The organism is Croceicoccus pelagius, from assembly GCF_001661915.1.
GTDB lineage: Bacteria > Pseudomonadota > Alphaproteobacteria > Sphingomonadales > Sphingomonadaceae > Croceicoccus > Croceicoccus pelagius.
Genome location: NZ_LYWY01000019.1, coordinates 147,054 through 165,106 on the forward strand (window position 1 = coordinate 147,054; position 18,053 = coordinate 165,106).

An 18,053-nucleotide genomic window follows, 5' to 3' on the forward strand; every position below is an offset into this window, starting at 1 on the left:
AGCTTTCGCGCCGAACGGCGGGCCATGGGCCCGGCCGGATCGGCGCGTTTTCACAAATAGACGCGCAGCCCCGGCACAGCGGCCCGCCGCTCCACCCGGCCTATTGCGCGCACGGAGAATAATCGATGTCAACGCGTATGCTGATCGATGCGCGCCACCAGGAAGAGACCCGGGTGGCAGTGCTCAAGGGAAACAGAATTGAAGAGTTCGACTTCGAGTCGGCCGAACACAAGCAGATCAAGGGCAATATCTACCTGGCCAAGGTGACGAGGGTCGAACCCTCCCTCCAGGCCGCTTTCGTCGATTTCGGGGGCAACCGTCACGGTTTCCTCGCCTTCAACGAAATCCACCCCGACTACTATCAGATCCCGAAGGAAGACCGCGAAGCGTTGCTGGCCGAAGAGGCTGCCCACGCGGAAGAAGAAGCGCGCCTGCGCGCCGAGGATGACGACGACGACCACGGCGCGGACGACAACGGCGATGAACATGACGACGATGACGATCGCCACGAGGAATCCGATTCGTTCGCCGAGGAACTCGCAGACGGCGAAGACGGTTTCGAAGAGGTAGACACGTCCGAAAAGGACGACGTCGCCACGATCGAGGACGGCAACGTTTCGGGCAGCGACGACAACGACGAGTCCGAAGACAAGCGTCCCCGCCGCCGCAAGGGTCGCCGCCAGGGCGGTAACCGCGCCCGCGCGGCCGACGAGGCTCGCGCCAAGCGTCTTGCCCTGCGTCGCCGCTACAAGATCCAGGACGTGATCCAGCGGCGCCAGGTCCTGCTCGTTCAGGTCGTCAAGGAAGAACGCGGTAACAAGGGCGCGGCTCTCACCACCTACCTGTCGCTGGCGGGCCGCTACTGCGTGCTTATGCCCAACAGCAGCCACGGCGGGGGCATCAGCCGCAAGATCTCGAGCGCGAGCGACCGCAAGCGCCTCAAGCAGATCGTGTCGGAACTGTCGTTGCCCAAGTCGATGGGCTGCATCGTCCGCACCGCAGGGCTTCAGCGCACGAAGACCGAGATCAAGCGCGACTTCGACTACCTCGCCCGCCTGTGGGACGAGATCCGCGAGAATACGCTGAAGTCCAGCGCGCCTGCGCTGATCCACTCGGACAGCGACCTCATCAAGCGCGCGATTCGCGACATCTATAATCGCGAGATCGAGGAAGTGATCGTCGAGGGCGATCAGGGATACCGCTCGGCCAAGGAATTCATGAAGCTTCTGATGCCCAGCCATGCGCGGCGCGTGAAGCAGTATGCCGACCCCGTGCCCCTGTTCCAGCGCTATGGCGCAGAGGATCAGCTTTCGGCGATGTACGACCCCGTTGTGCAGCTGAAGTCGGGCGGCTACCTCGTCATTAATCCGACCGAAGCGCTTGTCTCGATCGACATCAACTCGGGCCGCTCCACCAAGGAACACGGCATCGAGGCGACCGCGCTTTCGACCAACCTCGAAGCCGCCCGCGAAATCGCGCGCCAGCTGCGCCTGCGCGACATGGCGGGCCTCGTGGTCATCGACTTCATCGACATGGAGCACAATTCCTCGATCCGTAAGGTCGAGAAGTGCATGAAGGAGGCGCTGAAGAACGACCGCGCCCGCATCCAGGTCGGCCGCATCTCGGGCTTCGGCCTGATGGAGATGAGCCGCCAGCGCCTGCGCACCGGCGTTCTTGAGGCGACCACCCGTGAATGCCCGCACTGCGATGGCACCGGCCTTGTCCGCACCGCGTCGAGCGCGGGCCTTTCAGCCCTGCGCCTGATCGAGGACGAAGCGGCCAAGGGCAAGGGCACGACGATCACGCTCTACGCCTCGACCGAGGCGGCGATCTACCTGCTCAACTCCAAGCGCGCCGATCTCGCCGAGATCGAGGAGCGTTACGGCGTTCACGTCGAAGTGATCCCCGAGGGCGAGAACGAAGGCGCGAAGATGCGCGCCGCCTCCAGCGGCCCGCGCCCCAAGGATGCGCCAAAGTTCGAAGTCATCCAGGACGATGACGACGACGATGGCGACATCGAGGAAGAGGACGAGGACACCTCCGACGAGGAAGAACGCGGCGGTGACGAGGGCGACCAGCCCCGCCGCAAGCGCCGCCGCCGCCGCCGTGGCGGTCGCCGCAACCGCAATCGCGACCGTGAAGACGGCAGCGACGAGAACGGTTCGGACGACGACAACGGCGACGACGAAAACTCGGACGACAGCGACGATACCGACACCGGCAACGGTGACGACAACGGCGAGGAAGCCGAAGCCGCACCCAAGAAGCGCCGACGCCGCCGCCGTGGCGGCAAGAAGCAGGCCGACAACGGTGACGAGACATCGGGTGACGACACCGACGCAGAAGCAGGACCTGCCGAAGCCGAAGAGAAGCCCGAAGTCGTAGCAGAGGAAGCTCCGGCGGAAGCCTCGGACGAGGCCGGTGCAGAGCCGGCCGAAGCCGAGGAAAAGCCCAAGAAGCGCCGTACGCGTCGCAAGAAGGTCGAACCGACTGCCGAGGAAGCGAACGAAACTGCTACCGAGCCGGCTGCCGACGAAGTAGCTCAGCCCGAAGCCGAGGCAGAGGCCGAAGAAAAACCGAAGAAGCGTCGCACGCGCCGCAAGAAGGTCGAACCGGCTGCCGAGGAATCGCAAGTAACCGCGGAAGCTGAGCCGGAGCCGGTCGTGACCGAAGAACCGGCCGCTACTGCCGAAGCCCCCGCAGCCGAGACTCCTGCTGAGGAAGCCCCCGCTGCAGAAGCTGAACCCGCGAACGACGTGTCTGCCGAAGGCCCAGACGCCGATGCGCTCGATGAAAACGGCGAACCCCGCCGTGGCTGGTGGCAGCGCACTTTCGGCAACTGATCGCCTGAATACAGGGTTCTAGATCGGCCGGGTCCGCCAAGCGCGGGTCCGGCCGATCACCATTCTATCGGCTGACCATCCCACGCGAAGAAGCCACCGGTATCCTTCGGCTGAAGCCCGTCGAGGACCGAGAGCAGGCAGAACGCCGAGTATTCGGGCGTGAACAGCTTGCCTTCGGGGACGTTGTTCTGGAACGGCTGCGAAAGGCCGGTATCGACCGTTCCCGGATGCAGCGAGACGACGATTGCCTCGCGATTGTGGCGGCCCATCTCGATGGCGAAATTGCGTATCATCATATTGAGCGCCGCCTTCGACGCGCGGTAGGTGTGCCATCCACCAAGCCGGTTGTCGCCGATCGATCCCACCCGCGCCGAGATTGCCGCGAACCGGCACGGCCCATCGCGGCGCATTAGCGGCAGAAAGTGCTTGCCGATCAGCGCGGGTCCGAAAGTGTTGACGGCAAATACCTGCTGCATCGCCTCAAGCTCTATGGAGCGCCAACTACGCTCGGGCCGGACATCGGGTTCGCGCTGCAGGATGCCGCTCACGACGAGCACGAGGTCAAGCGGTCCGCCCTTCCCTATTGCTTCGGCCGCAGCGGAAATCGATGCCTCGTCCTCTAGATCGAAGGTAAAGGGCTGCACACGCCGATCGTCAAAGGTCGGGGCAACTCGCGATCCGACATGGAGCAGTTCGATATCGTCCCGCTTCAACAGTAACGCTGTGAATGCGGCCCCCAGCCCCCCGCTCCCTCCGAAAATGACACAGCGCATCCGTCTCTCCCTTCAGGTGAGTTCGGGCCGAGCCTCCACGAGAGATCGCACGAGCGCAAGATCGGAGGCCTTGTCGACATCGACAGCGGCAAGCCCGTCATCCGCCGCCACGATCCGCGCATCGATCCCGATCTGCTGACCTAGCCGTGCGACGACGGCGGCAAGGCTCAACCTGCCCAGCGCATAGCCGAACAGCGTTCCGAACCCCAGCCGCGCCGCGATCCGCCACGGATTCTTGCGATTGGCCTCGACCTCGCTCCACAAGCCCAACGCGCGGGATGAAGCAGGCGTGGCGAGCATGAACAGGTTGCACCCCGACCAGTGCCCGTCGGCGAAGCGCATCCAGGTGCGCTGCGTACCCGGAACGGCACGTTCGACCGCTTCGCGGCGGGCCAGCATCACGGCAAGATCGGCATGAGGCGGATAGTCGTTAGCGAACTGGCGAATCCAGTCCGGCTGCAACAGGGCATGATCCGATGTCGTCACCAGCATCGGGGCGCCGAAATAGCCAAAGGCGGCATCGACACTGGCGCTCGGGCCCGCCTTCGACGAGATGACTTGCGCGCCAAGTTCTTGCGCCAGTTCCGCCACGGCATCACAGTTCGTCGATACGACCACCCTGCCCACATCCGCGGCCTGCAACGCGGATACGACCCGCTGAAGGATCGCGCGCCCGCCGACGTCGATCAGCCCCTTGTGTTCGACACCGACCTCTTGCGCAAAGGGATCGCCTCCGGGGCGAGTGCCCGCAAGGATCAGGGCAGTGGTCTTTGCCAGTTCGATCATCGCGGCCATCCTTAGCCAGCCTTACCCACAGCGCACAGCCCCCTGACGCTGCTTATCCATCCCCTTGGGCTCAACTCACACTCTGGACTGTGCATGTGCGACCTCACGCTTGTTGCAGCGCAGCCCCCTTCGCCCTAATCGCTGGGCGATGAATACGCCTCCCGTGAAACCTGCCGTCCAGTCCGTCGGCGAGAACAGTACGAAGCTCTGGGGCCTCTCGATGGCCGAGCGCACGCGCCGCCTAGCCAGAGCATCCGAGCTGGAAGTGGGCGACGGCGCGCCTGTCGTCCTCGCCAATGCGCGGTTCGCTTTCGACCCGGCCTGGCTGCGCCATGTTGCCGCAACCCCAGGCCTGGCCTTGACGCTCGGCGGAGTGCCTGCGCTCGTCCACGTGACGGACCCGGCGCAGAACGCCGCGGTCCGCGACGCGATCGAGCGTGATGCACCGCTTGATAGCGTCGCCGGCCTCACCATCTGGGCTTACGAAGACGGTCCGACAATCGAAAACAAGCAGCTACGCAAGCGCGAGACGCCGTTCCTGATGGAACTGACGCGGCAAACCGTGCGGCAGATCGAGCGGGCGAGCTATTTCGGTGCCTACAAGGGCGTCACCGACATCCTCACCAAGTACCTTTGGCCCGAATGGGCACTGGTGGTTACGCGGTTTGCGGCCAGGATCGGCATGACGCCGAACATGGTGACCGGCATCGGTGCGATCCTTTGCGTCGCGGCGACTTTCGCCTTTGCCTATGGCCACTACTGGGCTGGCATGGCGATGGGACTGGTCTTCATGGTGCTCGATACCGTGGACGGAAAGCTCGCGCGTTGTACCGTCACGTCCAGCTGGTGGGGCAACGTGTTCGATCACGGCATCGACCTCGTGCATCCGCCGTTCTGGTGGTGGTTCTGGACGACGGGCCTCGTCTATTGGGGACTCGGCTTCGACGATACGACCTTCTGGCTGGTTCAGGGCGCGATCCAGGGTGGCTATGTCGTCCAGCGCCTGATCGAAGGCCTGTTCATTCGCCGCAACAACATGATGCACATCCATGTCTGGCGCCGCATCGACAGCCAGTTCCGCCTGATCACCGCGCGGCGTAATCCCAACATGGTCATCCTGTTCGTGTCGATGTTGTTTGCCCGCCCCGATCTCGGCATCATCGCGGTAGCATGGTGGACCGTGATCTCTCTTGTCGTACACGTGATCCAGCTGATCCAGGCGGAATTCGCCCGCGCGAAGAAAGGCGCTCCGCTGACCAGCTGGCTCAGCGGCGACGCCTGAGGGAGACCTTGAGATGAACGAGACGATCGAGAAGTTCGGCTTCCCCGAAACGCTGGTGCACGAATACGAACACTGGGTCGTCCTGCTGCGCCCGGCCCAACCGACGCTCGGCAGTCTCGTGCTCGCCGCAAAGTCGGACTGCACCAATTTCTCTGCGCTCCCGGCAGAGGCCTTTGCCGAGCTCGCCGCCGTCACGAAAGCGATCGAGGACGCCCTCAAGACCTTCGTCCGATACGCGAAGATCAACTACCTGATGCTGATGATGGTGGACCCGAACGTCCACTTCCACGTGATCCCGCGCTATGACGGCGCGCGCGAATTCGCCGGCACCGAATATATCGATGCCGGCTGGCCCAAGGTGCCCGACCTTGGCTCTGCAGTTGCGCTCGATGGGGATGCGAAAGCGGCCCTGCGCGATGCGCTTACGCCGCTCTTCGCCTGATCAACCCTCGACCCAGCGATCGGTCAGCTCGGTCGCGATCTCGATGTCGTTGAGGAAGTCGACTTCGGCCCAGTCGAGACCTTCGATCGACTTCGTGCCGACCTTGCCGCTGTCCGCGATCATGTCGATCACTTTCAGGTACCAGTGATTGACACCGTCGGGTGTACGCATCGTCTGGCGGACCGTCTCGCGAAACAGATCCGCGCCCTCGCCCCGGAAAGCAAGGAAGCCGATGGACTCTGCGTTGGACACTTCGGCGGTGAGCGTCTTGCCGATTCGGGCCAGTCGGCCGTTCTCGCCGCGCGAGACCTTCATGTCGTCGCTATCGTAGGACGGCTTCACATCGACGGTCACGGCGATGGGCCACTCCGACCCTTCCTGGACGCGCTTCACGATGTCTTCGCTCACCAGTGTGTCGCCGTTGAGGATAAGGAAATCGCCCTTCATCTGCTCGCGCACGATCCAGCACGAACCGAGATTGTCGGCGACCTTGAAGAAAGGGTTGAAGTGGCAAGTCACCTCGATCCGCGGATCGTCGATCTTCGCAAGATGTTCCTCAACCATGTCGGTCATGAAGCCGGTGACAACGTCGACACGCTTCACACCTGCGCGGGCGAGCATCTCGATCTGCCACTCGATCAGCGAGCGACCGGAAAAGTCGATGAGGCACTTTGGGCGCTCTGCGGTCAGTGGCAACAGGCGCGAACCCTGGCCTGCGCTCAGAAGGATGGCATGTTCGATCATGGCGCAGCCCTTTAGGCCGCGCTTCCTTTCACCGCAATGACCTGAAGGGAGTGCCGCACAAGTCGGGCAGAGAGCAGGTGAGAAGCTTGCCGTTTGCGTGGCTCTGGTCCAAAGGCGCGATGATGGGTGCCAAGGGTCCAGACAATACGGGCACACGCTCGCTGCTTTCGCGCATGCTCACCAATGTCGCCTGGTTGATCGGCGGCAAGGGTTTCGGCGCGGTGTGCTCGCTCGTCTACCTCGCGATCCTGACCCGCTCCCTCGGCCTCAAGGACTTCGGCCACTTCGCGCTGATCTTCGGCACTTCGCAGGCGCTTATTGCCTTGGCTGAATTCCAGACATGGCGCGTCGTCGTGAAATACGGCGTCGAACACGTACATCAGAAGGACTGGGGCAAGTTCGGACGGCTTGCCATGATGTCGGGCGTTCTCGACGTCATCGGCGCGGTGCTGGGCTGTGTCATTGCATACTTTGCCTTCTACGAATTTGCCGATGCGCTGGAACTGAACCCGACGCTGGTCGACACCGCGTTCTGGTTCAACGTCGCCGCGCTCTGGGCTCTGGTTTCGGCGCCGACCGGCATAGTGCGCGCGCTCGACCGGTTCGACATGGCCGTTTATATCGAGGCCATCGTTCCGCTGGGCCGGTTGCTGGCCGCGATCGCGATTTGGCTTACGGGGCCAAGCCTTGTTCTCTTCCTCATCGCATGGGCCGTGATCGACCTGCTCGAGGCGGCGATCTACTGGATCGTGGCCCGCAGGCTATGCCCGCAGGCGATCCGGCTGGCTCACCTCAAGGACGCTTTCAAAGCGCGTGAGGAAAATCCCGGTCTCGTCCGGTTCTTCTTCGTCACTTATGCCAGCGCCACGGTCGAGGCCGTGTTCCGCCACGGCCCGCTGCTTGCAGTTGGCTATTTCGTCAATACCAGCGCTGCTGGCCTTTTCCGCCTTGCGAACCAGCTGGCACAAGGCCTTGCCAAGCTGTCCAGCCTGCTTAGCCGCGCCGCCTATGCCGAGATTTCGCGCGCCAAGGTGGCCTCGGCCGCGAAGGAGTTCCGCAAGCTCGCCGCGCAGACCAGCAAGATCGCTGGCGCAGGCGGCGCGATCGTCGTGCTGCTCGCCGTGGCGCTGGGCGGCCAGATCATGGCGCTGCTGGGCGGCGACGAGTTCCGGGGCGGCTATGTGATACTGATCCCGCTGACCGTCGCGGCAAGTTTCGAATTGGCAGGCGTTGCTTTCGAACCGGTTCTGCACTCGACCGGCAAGGCGATGCTATCGCTGATATCGCGGCTTGTTTCGGTCTTTGCCGCAGCGGCTGCGGTCTATGTGCTGGTCGGCCCTTACGGCAGCCCGGGCATCGCGTGGGCCGTCGCGATCGGCGGAGCGGTAGGCTACGTCGTAATGGGCATTCTGGCGGTCATGACCTTGCGCCGGATGGATGCAGAAGAAGCGGCGCTCCCTCGCGGCTAGCGAAAATCGGCGACCTGCCAGCCCCGCGCCAAGGCCTTGGCGTTCCTGGCCGCTCCACCATTCACGAACACCGCCTCGTCCGACCAGTCGAGCAAGGGCGCATCGGCCATCGAGTCGGAATAGAAGCGCACGTGGCACTCCTCGCGAGGAAGGCCCAGCGCATCCAGCACCGCCTCTACCCGTGGAATCTTGTTCTGCCCATAGTTGTTGCCGCCCGTAATACGGCACCGCCGGTCCACGATCTCGCTGCGCGTCGCGATTACGTGATCGAAACCGGCGCGTTCTCCAATGCCCGATGCATAGAATTCCATCGCCGCGGTCGCGAGGATCAGCAGCCGGCCTTCCTCACGGTCGCGCTCGAACGCCTTTGCCGCGCCCGAACCGATCCAGCCCGGCACCACGCGATCCGCAAATTCTTCGGAAAGGGCCGAAAGTTCGTCTTTCGATATCGCCCCTGTAAAAAGTGACAGGCCCAGCTGCTTCAGTTGCTGTCGGGTGAAGGCGCCGGCCTTGTAGGCGATCATCGCGCCGATCCACACCGGCGTGAAGGAGAGCCGCCATTTTGCCCGCTTTCCCGCCGCAAACAACAGGAAAGGCGTGAAAGTCGCGCGTGACAGGAACGTACCGTCAAGGTCGTAGATCGCGATTTGGCGACGCAATTTTCCGTTCCTTCCCTGCGCTTGGTCAACCGGTTAGGTGCTGTGCCACGCGTTGACAACATGCAAAGAATTGCGATGACGCACTGCAGCACCCTTGACTTGTCGGGGCTGCTGCTGTTGACGCACCAATGCAAACACACAGTCGGTAGGTTGATTTTCCCATGGCCCAGTTCGCTTTGCCGAAGAACAGCAAGATCAGCGGCAAGACCCGCACCCATAAGGCTGAGACCGATGGGGCGAAACGGGACTTCAAGGTCTATCGCTACGACCCGGATAGCGGTGAGAACCCGCGTTACGACGTGTTCGAGATCGATCTCGACGCTTGCGGCCCGATGGTTCTCGACGCGCTCATCAAGATGAAGAACGAGATGGACCCGACACTGACGTTCCGTCGGTCCTGCCGCGAAGGCATCTGCGGTTCGTGCGCGATGAACATCAACGGCCGCAACGGTCTGGCCTGCACCACCGCGATCGAGGATTGCGGCACGGGCGAAGTTCGCATCACGCCGCTGCCGCACATGGAAGTCATCAAGGACCTCGTCCCCGACTTCACGCACTTCTACGCACAGTACGCCTCGATCCGCCCCTGGCTGCAAACGGTCACGCCGACCCCGTCGGGCAAGGAACGCCTGCAATCGCCGGAAGATCGCAACAAGCTCGACGGCCTGTACGAGTGCATTCTTTGCGCTTGCTGCTCGACCGCGTGCCCCAGCTACTGGTGGAACTCAGACAAGTTCCTCGGCCCCGCGATCCTGCTTCAGGCCTATCGCTGGCTGGCCGACAGCCGCGACGAAATGACGGGCGAGCGTCTGGACGAGCTGGAAGATCCCTTCCGTCTCTATCGCTGCCACACCATCATGAATTGCGCGAACGTCTGTCCGAAGGGCCTGAACCCGGCCAAGGCAATCGCCGAAATCAAGAAGATGGAAGCCGAACGCCTCGTCTGAGGTAAGAGAGGCTGATGTCGGACAGGTTCATCGCTGCGCCGGACCATCCCGGCTGGCAGGAATGGCGGATCGGAGAGCCGGGCCAGTTCAACCGCGCGGTGCTCGGTCGCATGCTGATCCGGACTGAAGACGGCAAGGCGCGGGTCCGTCTGCTCGAACCGACGGAAAAGCTTGCGAACGTGAACGGCGTCTTCCATGGCGGCGCGCTGATGGCCTTTATCGACACGGCCATGTTCGGCGGTGCGAACATGCTGGCGGGCAAGCCGGACCAGCGCGGCGTCACGGTCGACATGCAAACCCAGTTCCTTGCACCCGGCGTCCTTGAAAAGCCGCTTGATGCGCTTGTCGAACTGACACGCGAAACCGGTCGCATGATCTTCACGCGTGGCTTGCTGGTGCAGGACGATGTGACGATCTGTTCCTACACCGGACTCCTCCGCAAGATTTCCTGAGCAAGATGGCAGGTCTTCTCGAACGCTACGAAGAGCTTCTGGCCGCGGGCGAATTGCGTCCCGACGACGAACAGCGCGCAGCTGCCGAACGGCTCGATGGCTTGCAAAAACAGCTGGAGGCCACGCCTCGCGGCGGAGGCTTGCTGAAGCGCCTGTTCGGTAGCGACAGCCCTACCCCGCGCGGCATCTACATGTGGGGCGGCGTCGGGCGCGGCAAGTCGATGCTGATGGACCTGTTCCACAACACACTGGAAGTGTCCGCCAAGCGCCGCGCGCACTTCCACGAATTCATGCTCGACGTACATGCGCGCCTTCGCGAGGAACGCAAGAAGGAAAGCGGCGACCCGGTCCTTCCCGTCGCAAGCCAGATCGCGGCAGAAGCCCGCGTGCTCGCCTTCGACGAGATGGTCGTGAACAATTCCGCAGACGCCATGATTATGAGCCGTCTGTTCACGGCGCTGATCGAGGGCGGCGTCACCATCGTGACGACGTCTAACCGCGAACCGTCGGAACTCTACAAGGACGGCCTGAACCGGGAGCATTTCCTCCCCTTCATCGCCCTCATCGAAAAGAAGCTCGACGTCATTACGCTCAACGGCCCGACCGACTACCGGCTCGAACGCCTGGGCGGCGCAGACGTGTGGTACACGCCGATCGGCCCCGTCGCGACCGAGAGAGTCCGCGAGATTTTCTTCCGCCTGACCGACTATCCGCCTGAAGATGCAGAACACGTCACGGGATGCGAGTTGCAGGTCGGCTCGGCACGCACGATGTGGGTGCCCAAGAGCCTGAAAGGCGTTGCCGTCTTCTCGTTCAAGCGTTTGTGCGTCGATGCGCGCGGGGCGTCGGACTATCTCGCGATTGCGCGCAATTATCACTCGGTCATTATCGTCGCGATCCCGAAGATGGGCCCGGACATGCGCAACGAGGCCGCGCGCTTCGTCACGCTGATCGACGCGCTCTACGAACATGGCGTGAAACTGATCGCGACCGCCGATGCGGCGCCTGCCGACCTCTACGAAGCCGGCGACGGGCGTTTCGAATTCGACCGTACCGTCAGCCGTCTCATGGAAATGCAGAGCGCCGACTATCTCGCCCGGGGCCACGGCGAGCAGTAAGCCACACTTGCACGTACCGCCCCGCGTCAGAAACTGGTGCGAAAAACACCGGCGACATTGCGATAATGGCACTGAGGTTCGGCTACGGCGGGTTCTTCGCTGTAATCGGCATCTATGACGGCTGGTCGATGCCCTGCGAAAAGGGCAATCGGTTTCCGCCAAAGACCGGCCCCGGTGCGCAATTTGAGGACGTGTTGTCGCATATCGGCTTCGTAACCCCGCTCATGCTGGCCAGCTTCGTAATTGGCGGCCTTGCTCGTCCTTGACTGGCATCGCCGCGCGGCGTTCCGCCCGATGATCGGGGTGGTCAGTTAGGGCACACCGCTGTGCCTTCTTGAAGTAGCCTTCGTCGGGGGCCATCTCGATCCTGTTCCGGCGGCTTGCCCTTGTTTCAGTAGCATTTTCCCCGCCGATGTGGAAATGGACATGATTGAGATCAGGCCCTTCGACAACCTCGGGAAGGCCAACCACGGCTGGCTCGACACCAGTTATCACTTCTCGTTCTCGAACTACTACGACCCGTCCCGCATGGGCTGGGGTGCGCTGCGCGTGTGGAACGACGACTGGATCAAGGAACGCTCCGGCTTTCCGCCCCATCCGCATAGCGACATGGAAATCATTACTTACGTCCGCAAGGGCGCGATCAGCCACCGCGACAGCCTCGGCAATGAAGGCCGCACCGCGGCTGGCGACGTCCAGGTGATGAGCGCGGGCACCGGCATCACGCATGCAGAGTACAATCTCGAGGACGAGGCGACCGAACTGTTCCAGATCTGGGTCCTGCCCGATCGCAAGGGACTTGCGCCCAGCTGGGGCCAGCTTGAATTCCCCAAGGGGACGCGCGCAGGCAACTGGGTAACACTCGCCAGTGGCCGCAAAGGCGAGACGGGTAGCGACGTTCTTTCGATGAACGCCGACGCCCGCGTTCTGGCCGCGACGCTGGACGAAGGGGAGACCATCGATCTCGACCTCGTCGGTGATCGCCATTACTATATGGTGCCCATTGGCGGTACCGTCGAAGTCAACGGCAAGACTGCGAACGATCGCGACGGCGTCGCCGTCACAGGCGAGGAGCGCCTTTCGGTCACGGCCATTTCACCGGTCGAACTGCTCATGGTGGATTCGCGCTAGGGGTCGATACCCCAATGGGGCGCAGCGCCCGCGTTACTTGCAGATATCGCGAGTATGCGGCGCTGCGCTTCGAGGCAGGCCCAGGTTCGCTCCATCTCATCGCGCAGTCCGGCGATTTCGCGTTCAGGGGTCGTAGTCGGATTTTCGAGAGTTGCCGCAACGCCGGTCAGCCGCCAGACATCGCCCAATTGGGGCTGCAAAGACGTGGTAGAAGAGCATTTCCTCCGGCGATAATCACTTGCCCCGAATTGCCCAATCCTATGTCTGAGATATCGGTGAGGAGGCGGCAATTCCGGTCGTCCAGCAATTCGGCTTCATCGACGATCAGCAAGGTGCGCTGCGTTTGCCAGGTCGCGAAAGGCGATACGCCAAGACCCGGTCCGCACGACAATCCCGCCCTCTCAAGATGGACGGGAAAGTCGCGGCCGATATCGGAAATTCTCAGGCTGACCGACCGTGAAATATACCGGCCGGCAAGACGCTCGACCTGGGACATGACCGCTTGGCGTTCGCATCGCATACCCGCTGAAAGCGTCACGATTTTCGCCCCCTGCACAAACCTTGCAGCAGCGAATGTAATGTCCGCGCCGGCCCTGCCCTCACGCTACAGAAGCGAAACCTGTCGCTTCGCGTCGGGCCGCCTTATTTGCCATGGCACATGACAGATAACCCATGTTTGCTCGATGCTTGTACATTCACGCATCGAAGACATGGGCGGCAAGCGCAGTTTCCTCCGTATTGATCGACATGCTCTTAAGCATGACGATCGGCGCTCAAAACGCATCCGTTACGGAAAGATCGTCAGGCCAGCAGCTCTGCCGCGGCGCCATGCCCCAGGAACATCGCGGGACTGGCACTGGCGCCGTATGCTCCGGCGCAGAATACCGCGATGAGATCACCTTCGGATATCGGCGGCAGCGCGACTTTTTCGGCCAGCCTGTCTATCGGAGTGCAAAGCCTGCCGACGACTGATTGCGCAAAGCCTGCGTCCACGTCACCGAACCGGTTGGCCACAGCGACAGGATAATTGCGCCTGACGACTGTGCCGAAGTTGCCCGAGGCGGCGAGCTGATGATGCAAGCCGCCGTCGACAACAACGAAAATCTCGCCGTGGCTGTCCTTCACGTCGATCACGCGCGTCAGGTAAACGCCCGCCTCTCCGACCAGCCAGCGGCCCAGTTCAATGGCGAAATGCGTCTCTTCGAGCCCGTCCGGCAAGGCATCAAACGCCTCTCCCAGCGCGGCGCCGACCGCCGCGATGTTAAGCGGTTCGTCGCCCGGGAAATAGGGAATGCCAAAGCCGCCGCCCAGATTGCAGTGCGGAAGTGCGATGCCCGTCTCCTCGGCCAGCCTGCCGGCCAGGGCCAGAGTCTGGGCCTGCGTTTCGATGACAGCATCGGCGGAAAGCGCCTGGCTGCCCGCAAAGATGTGAAAGCCGCGCCACTGCGCCCCACTGTCCGCAATTTCCCGGGCCAGCGCTGGCACGCGCGCCGCATCGATGCCGAACGGCTTTGCGCCCCCGCCCATCTTCATGCCCGAGCCCTTGAGATCGAAATCTGGGTTCACCCGGATGGCCAGACGCGGCGCCACGCCAAGCCGTTCGCCTGTCGCCAGCGCCCGCCGCATCTCGCCCTCGCTCTCGAGGTTTATCGTCACGCCCGCCGCAATGGCAGCTTCCAGCTCGCGGTTATCCTTGCCCGGCCCTGCAAAACTGATCCGATCCGCCGGAAAGCCGGCCTCCTGCGCCATCGCAAGCTCGCCGCCCGATGCAATGTCGAAGCCGTCGACAAGGCCCGCCATGTGGCGCAGCACCGGCGCGAAAGGATTGGCCTTGATCGCGTAATGGATCGAAAGCCGCTGCGGCATTGCGGCCCGCAACTGAGCGACACGCCCGGTCAGGCGAGCGCTGTCATAGACGAACAGCGGCGTCTCGCCCGCTTTGGCGATCCAGTGCGAAACCGGCTGCCCCGCAATGACCAGTTCGCCGTCCCGGCCGACGTAGCCTGCCGGTATCGGCCCCATCGCTTTCATGCCGCTTCCCCTGCAATTTCATGCGCCAGCCCCGTCCGGTCGAGCTTGCCGGTCGCCCCGCGAGGCAACTGATCGCGCCAATGGATGACTTGCGGCTGCATGTAGCTCGGCAGTTCACGGCGCAATGCCTTCACCAATTCTGCCCGAGCATCGTCGGTAGCCACCCCGACGGTCGGGCGCGCCACGAGATGCACCGCCTGCCCCAGCTTCGCATCCGGCACGCCCAGCGCAACGCATTCGGCGACAAGTCCAGTTGCCAGCGCAGCGTCCTCGATCTCCTGGGGACTGATCCGCTGTCCCAGCGACTTGATCATTGCATCGCGCCGTCCGACGAAATGGAGCAGGCCGTCATCGTCATACCGGGCCCTGTCGCCGGACCAGACTGCGATACCGCCGTATTGTGATGCAGCGGGCGCTGGCTTGAACCGATCGTCGGTGCGGGCCTGATCCAGCCAGTAACCTTGCGCGACAAGCGGCCCTGCGTGAACCAGTTCGCCTTCCTCGCCCGGCCCGGCAAGGTTGCCGTCGTCCTTCACCAGCATGATCTCGGCGTAAGGAATGGCCCCACCGATCGAAGTCGGATGTTCATCGATCATCGAAGGAGGAAGGTAAGTCGAACGGAATGCCTCTGTCAGACCGTACATCGCGTAGAGATCAGCGTCGGGAAACTGCTTCCGCAATGCGCGGACCAGCGGTTCGCCAAGAGCGCCCCCGCTGTTGGTGAGCCTACGTAACGGCGCCACCGCTTCTTCGCGCCAGTCCTGTTCCAGAAGCTGGATCCACAAGGGCGGGACGGCGGCGAGCGTGGTGATCGCATGAGCGGCAACCGCCTTAACGACCTCGCGAGGCAGCAGGTAGTCGATCGGCACGACCGCCCCGCCCGCATACCATGTCGAGAACAGCTGGTTCTGACCGTAATCGAACGCCAGCGGCAAGACCGCAAGTGTCCGGTCGGACGGATCGAGCCGCAAGTAACCAGCCACCGCTTCCGCGCCCAGCCACATGTTCGCATGGCTCAGCATCACGCCCTTGGGCTTGCCTGTCGAACCGCTGGTATAGAGGATCGCCGCGAGAGTATCGGGATCAGCGTCGGAAGGCGCAAGATCGTCGGTGCCGACACATTCGGCGCGCACATGGCTCTCGTCCTTCACCTGGCAGTCGGCAGGGACGTCACCGTCCTCAAGCCCGCCGAGCCGACCCTTGTTACCGATCAGCAACGAGGCTGAGCAGTCGGAAAGAATGTGCGCGACTTGCGCATGTTTCAGCAATGGGTTCACCGGCACATGCACCAACCCCGCCCTAGGCGCTGCAAGCGGCATCAAACAGGTCAGCCAGCCCTTCCCCGCCCAGCTTGCCACACGCGAACCATGCGCGAATCCGAACGCCGCCAGCCAGCCCGCCAGAGCGGCAACGTCGCGCTCCAGATCGGCATAGCTCAGCGTCTCGCCCTGCAGTACCAATGCAGGTGCGTTCAGGCTGCCGCGCAAGGTCAGCCGGTCTATCGGTTGGGGATTCGCGACCATCATGGCCAAGCGCATAGCATGCGTGCACCGCACCGCCACGCTTGCCTAGGCCCGATCGCGCGGTTAAAGGCGGGCCGCATGAGTGAGGCCGACCCTACCGAACTTCCGACGACCGACGTTCTCCTGCGCGCGATACTTGTCGACGTGCTGGCGCTTTCGCCTGAACGCGTTGCCGAATTTGACGCGGACACCGAACTATTCGGCGCCCTTCCCGAACTCGATTCGCAGGCCGTTGCAGGCCTTCTGACCGAAATCGAGGATCGCTGCGACATCGTGATCGAGGACGAGGACATCGACGGCGAGATGCTGGAGACTTACGGCGCACTTCTCGTCTTCGTCGACGAGAAGCGCGCGCAGTAACGCCTTACTCGGCCGCTTCCTTCGCAAAATCGAGAGTGGCGAGGAAACGCTCGGCGTCGAGCGCAGCCATGCAGCCCGTGCCCGCCGCCGTCACGGCCTGACGATAGGTGTGGTCCATCACGTCACCGCAGGCGAACACGCCCGGTACAGCGGTTTTCGGCGTGCCGGGTTCGACCAGCAGATAGCCGCTTTCGTCCATCGGTAGCTTGCCCTTGAACAGTTCGGTCGCCGGCGCGTGGCCGATGGCGACGAACGCGCCCTCGGTCTCGAAAGTCGACTCCTCGCCCGTCACGGTGTCCTTCAGCACGAGATGGGTCAGGCCCTTTGCCGGATCGCCCTCGAAACGCTTGACCGTCTTGTTCCACAGGGTCGAGATCTTCGGGTTCTTGAAAAGGCGTTCCTGAAGGATCTTCTCCGAACGCAGTTCGTCACGGCGATGGATCAGCGTCACATCGTCCGAATGGTTTGTGAGGTACAATGCCTCCTCGACCGCGGTGTTTCCGCCGCCGATGACCACGACCTTCTTGCCACGGTAAAAGAACCCGTCACAAGTCGCACAAGCCGAAACGCCCTTGCCCGACCATTCCTGCTCGCCTTCAACTCCCAGCCACTTGGCCTGCGCGCCGGTGGCGATGACCAGCACATCGCCGACATATTCGTCGCCGCTGTCGCCCTTGGCGGTAAACGGTGAGCCACCTTCGATGTCGATCTCGGTTATCGTATCCCACATCATGCGCGTGCCGACGTGTTCGGCCTGTGCCTGCATTTCCTGCATCAGCCACGGCCCCTGGATCACATCACGGAAACCGGGATAGTTCTCAACATCGGTGGTGATGGTAAGTTGTCCGCCGGGCTGCAGCCCCTGCACGACGATCGGTTCCATACCCGCGCGCGCGCCATAGATTGCGGCGGAAAGCCCGGCCGGGCCGGAGCCGATGATGAGCATGCGGGTCTTGTGCGTGGCCATTTACGATTTCCCTTTTGAACGCGGGTTCGGAAATAGACCGACAGGCTCCAAATGCAATGGCGGGAAAGGCCGCTTTCCCCGTCAGCGAAGCGCGATCGGCACCCAACCGGCCGGCGCAAGCTCGAAACCGGCAAACTCGAAGCCGGGCGTGACGACGCAGGTGACGAGCGTCCAGTCACCCAAGGGCTCCGCCGACTGCCATGCGCGGGGGAGATGAAGGTGCTGCATAACGTGCCCGGATGCCAGGTCCGGCCCCAGCGTACGGTCGGGCAGTACGATCTCGCCCTGTGCGCCTTCTGCGCCCTGCAAGCGCAGCGGGCCGCCGGCGCTGTAGACCCACAGTTCCGACGCATCGACACGGTGCCAGTGCGACCTCTCGTCGGCCTTCAAAAGGAAGTGGATGCCTGTCGCCAACGCGCGTCCACCGACCGGAGATGGCTCGCGCCATGTCTCGCGGTACCAGCCGCCTTCAGGGTGCGGCTGAAGCTCGAGAAGCCTGATGACGTCGTCGGCTGTGCCCATGGGC

At 63.0% G+C, this 18,053-nt stretch carries 19 protein-coding genes; 10 read left to right on the forward strand and 9 right to left on the reverse strand.

Going from position 1 to position 18,053, the window contains the following annotated elements; genetic code table 11:
- Positions 1-125 precede the first annotated feature (125 nt).
- Complete coding sequence (locus tag A9D15_RS04165) at positions 126-2,843, forward strand: Rne/Rng family ribonuclease (protein WP_066762046.1); 2,718 nt, start codon at positions 126-128, stop codon at positions 2,841-2,843.
- A 56-nt stretch (positions 2,844-2,899) separates the two neighbouring features.
- Here the strand turns inward: A9D15_RS04165 and A9D15_RS04170 are convergent, their stop codons facing one another.
- A complete protein-coding gene (locus tag A9D15_RS04170) occupies positions 2,900-3,616 on the reverse strand; it encodes an SDR family NAD(P)-dependent oxidoreductase (protein WP_066762048.1) in 717 nt (238 codons plus the stop codon).
- Positions 3,617-3,628: 12 nt separating this feature from the next.
- A complete protein-coding gene (locus tag A9D15_RS04175; protein WP_229660361.1) occupies positions 3,629-4,402 on the reverse strand; it encodes a nucleotidyltransferase family protein in 774 nt (257 codons plus the stop codon).
- 148 nt (positions 4,403-4,550) lie between these two features.
- On the opposite strand from A9D15_RS04175, the gene A9D15_RS04180 reads away from it, so the two are divergent.
- Together A9D15_RS04180 and A9D15_RS04185 are read left to right on the forward strand one after the other, a co-directional pair.
- On the forward strand, positions 4,551-5,684 hold the full coding sequence (locus A9D15_RS04180) for a CDP-alcohol phosphatidyltransferase family protein (protein WP_066762052.1): 1,134 nt from the start codon (positions 4,551-4,553) through the stop codon (positions 5,682-5,684).
- Between the two features lie 13 nt (positions 5,685-5,697).
- Entirely contained in the window at positions 5,698-6,126 is a 429-nt protein-coding gene (locus A9D15_RS04185) for an HIT family protein (protein ID WP_066762054.1), read from the forward strand.
- On the opposite strand, the gene A9D15_RS04190 is transcribed toward A9D15_RS04185, so the two are convergent.
- Positions 6,127-6,870 (reverse strand): phosphocholine cytidylyltransferase family protein, encoded by a 744-nt coding sequence (locus A9D15_RS04190; RefSeq protein ID WP_066762057.1) that lies wholly within the window; start codon positions 6,868-6,870, stop codon positions 6,127-6,129.
- Positions 6,871-6,956: 86 nt separating this feature from the next.
- On the opposite strand from A9D15_RS04190, the gene A9D15_RS04195 reads away from it, so the two are divergent.
- A complete protein-coding gene (locus tag A9D15_RS04195; protein WP_244881969.1) occupies positions 6,957-8,339 on the forward strand; it encodes a lipopolysaccharide biosynthesis protein in 1,383 nt (460 codons plus the stop codon).
- On the opposite strand, the gene A9D15_RS04200 is transcribed toward A9D15_RS04195, so the two are convergent.
- Positions 8,336-8,998, reverse strand: a complete 663-nt coding sequence (locus tag A9D15_RS04200; RefSeq protein ID WP_066762059.1) for an HAD family hydrolase — start codon at positions 8,996-8,998, stop codon at positions 8,336-8,338. The genes A9D15_RS04195 and A9D15_RS04200 overlap by 4 nt on opposite strands.
- A gap of 161 nt (positions 8,999-9,159) precedes the next feature.
- Here A9D15_RS04200 and A9D15_RS04205 point away from each other — a divergent pair, with 161 nt between their 5' ends.
- From A9D15_RS04205 to A9D15_RS04225, 5 genes are all read left to right on the forward strand, one after another.
- Entirely contained in the window at positions 9,160-9,945 is a 786-nt protein-coding gene (locus tag A9D15_RS04205; RefSeq protein ID WP_066762060.1) for a succinate dehydrogenase iron-sulfur subunit, read from the forward strand.
- 14 nt (positions 9,946-9,959) lie between these two features.
- Positions 9,960-10,397: a PaaI family thioesterase gene (locus A9D15_RS04210; protein WP_066762061.1), complete on the forward strand. Its 438-nt coding sequence runs from the start codon at positions 9,960-9,962 to the stop codon at positions 10,395-10,397.
- A gap of 5 nt (positions 10,398-10,402) precedes the next feature.
- The gene (zapE, locus tag A9D15_RS04215) at positions 10,403-11,515 is read left to right on the forward strand and encodes a cell division protein ZapE (protein WP_066762064.1); all 1,113 of its coding nucleotides are present in this window, start codon (positions 10,403-10,405) and stop codon (positions 11,513-11,515) included.
- 65 nt (positions 11,516-11,580) lie between these two features.
- Positions 11,581-11,781 carry a hypothetical protein gene (locus A9D15_RS04220; RefSeq protein ID WP_066762066.1) on the forward strand — a complete coding sequence of 67 codons (201 nt, stop codon included), beginning with the start codon at positions 11,581-11,583 and terminating at the stop codon, positions 11,779-11,781.
- A 160-nt stretch (positions 11,782-11,941) separates the two neighbouring features.
- Positions 11,942-12,646 carry a pirin family protein gene (locus A9D15_RS04225; RefSeq protein WP_066762198.1) on the forward strand — a complete coding sequence of 235 codons (705 nt, stop codon included), beginning with the start codon at positions 11,942-11,944 and terminating at the stop codon, positions 12,644-12,646.
- Positions 12,647-12,812: 166 nt separating this feature from the next.
- Here the strand turns inward: A9D15_RS04225 and A9D15_RS04235 are convergent, their stop codons facing one another.
- The 3 genes from A9D15_RS04235 to A9D15_RS04245 all read right to left on the reverse strand — a co-directional run bounded on the left by A9D15_RS04235 (position 12,813) and on the right by A9D15_RS04245 (position 16,200).
- Positions 12,813-13,142 (reverse strand): hypothetical protein, encoded by a 330-nt coding sequence (locus tag A9D15_RS04235; protein WP_066762070.1) that lies wholly within the window; start codon positions 13,140-13,142, stop codon positions 12,813-12,815.
- Between the two features lie 305 nt (positions 13,143-13,447).
- Positions 13,448-14,677, reverse strand: a complete 1,230-nt coding sequence (locus A9D15_RS04240; RefSeq protein ID WP_066762072.1) for a pyridoxal-dependent decarboxylase, exosortase A system-associated — start codon at positions 14,675-14,677, stop codon at positions 13,448-13,450.
- Positions 14,674-16,200 carry an acyl-CoA ligase (AMP-forming), exosortase A system-associated gene (locus A9D15_RS04245; protein ID WP_066762205.1) on the reverse strand — a complete coding sequence of 509 codons (1,527 nt, stop codon included), beginning with the start codon at positions 16,198-16,200 and terminating at the stop codon, positions 14,674-14,676. The genes A9D15_RS04240 and A9D15_RS04245 overlap by 4 nt, the downstream gene beginning before the upstream one ends.
- 78 nt (positions 16,201-16,278) lie before the next feature.
- On the opposite strand from A9D15_RS04245, the gene A9D15_RS04250 reads away from it, so the two are divergent.
- Positions 16,279-16,560, forward strand: a complete 282-nt coding sequence (locus tag A9D15_RS04250) for a phosphopantetheine-binding protein (RefSeq protein WP_066762074.1) — start codon at positions 16,279-16,281, stop codon at positions 16,558-16,560.
- A 4-nt stretch (positions 16,561-16,564) separates the two neighbouring features.
- Here the strand turns inward: A9D15_RS04250 and trxB are convergent, their stop codons facing one another.
- Together trxB and A9D15_RS04260 are read right to left on the reverse strand one after the other, a co-directional pair.
- Positions 16,565-17,527 carry a thioredoxin-disulfide reductase gene (gene trxB, locus A9D15_RS04255; RefSeq protein ID WP_066762076.1) on the reverse strand — a complete coding sequence of 321 codons (963 nt, stop codon included), beginning with the start codon at positions 17,525-17,527 and terminating at the stop codon, positions 16,565-16,567.
- 81 nt (positions 17,528-17,608) lie between these two features.
- The gene (locus A9D15_RS04260; protein WP_066762084.1) at positions 17,609-18,049 is read right to left on the reverse strand and encodes a cupin domain-containing protein; all 441 of its coding nucleotides are present in this window, start codon (positions 18,047-18,049) and stop codon (positions 17,609-17,611) included.
- Positions 18,050-18,053: the final 4 nt, after the last annotated feature.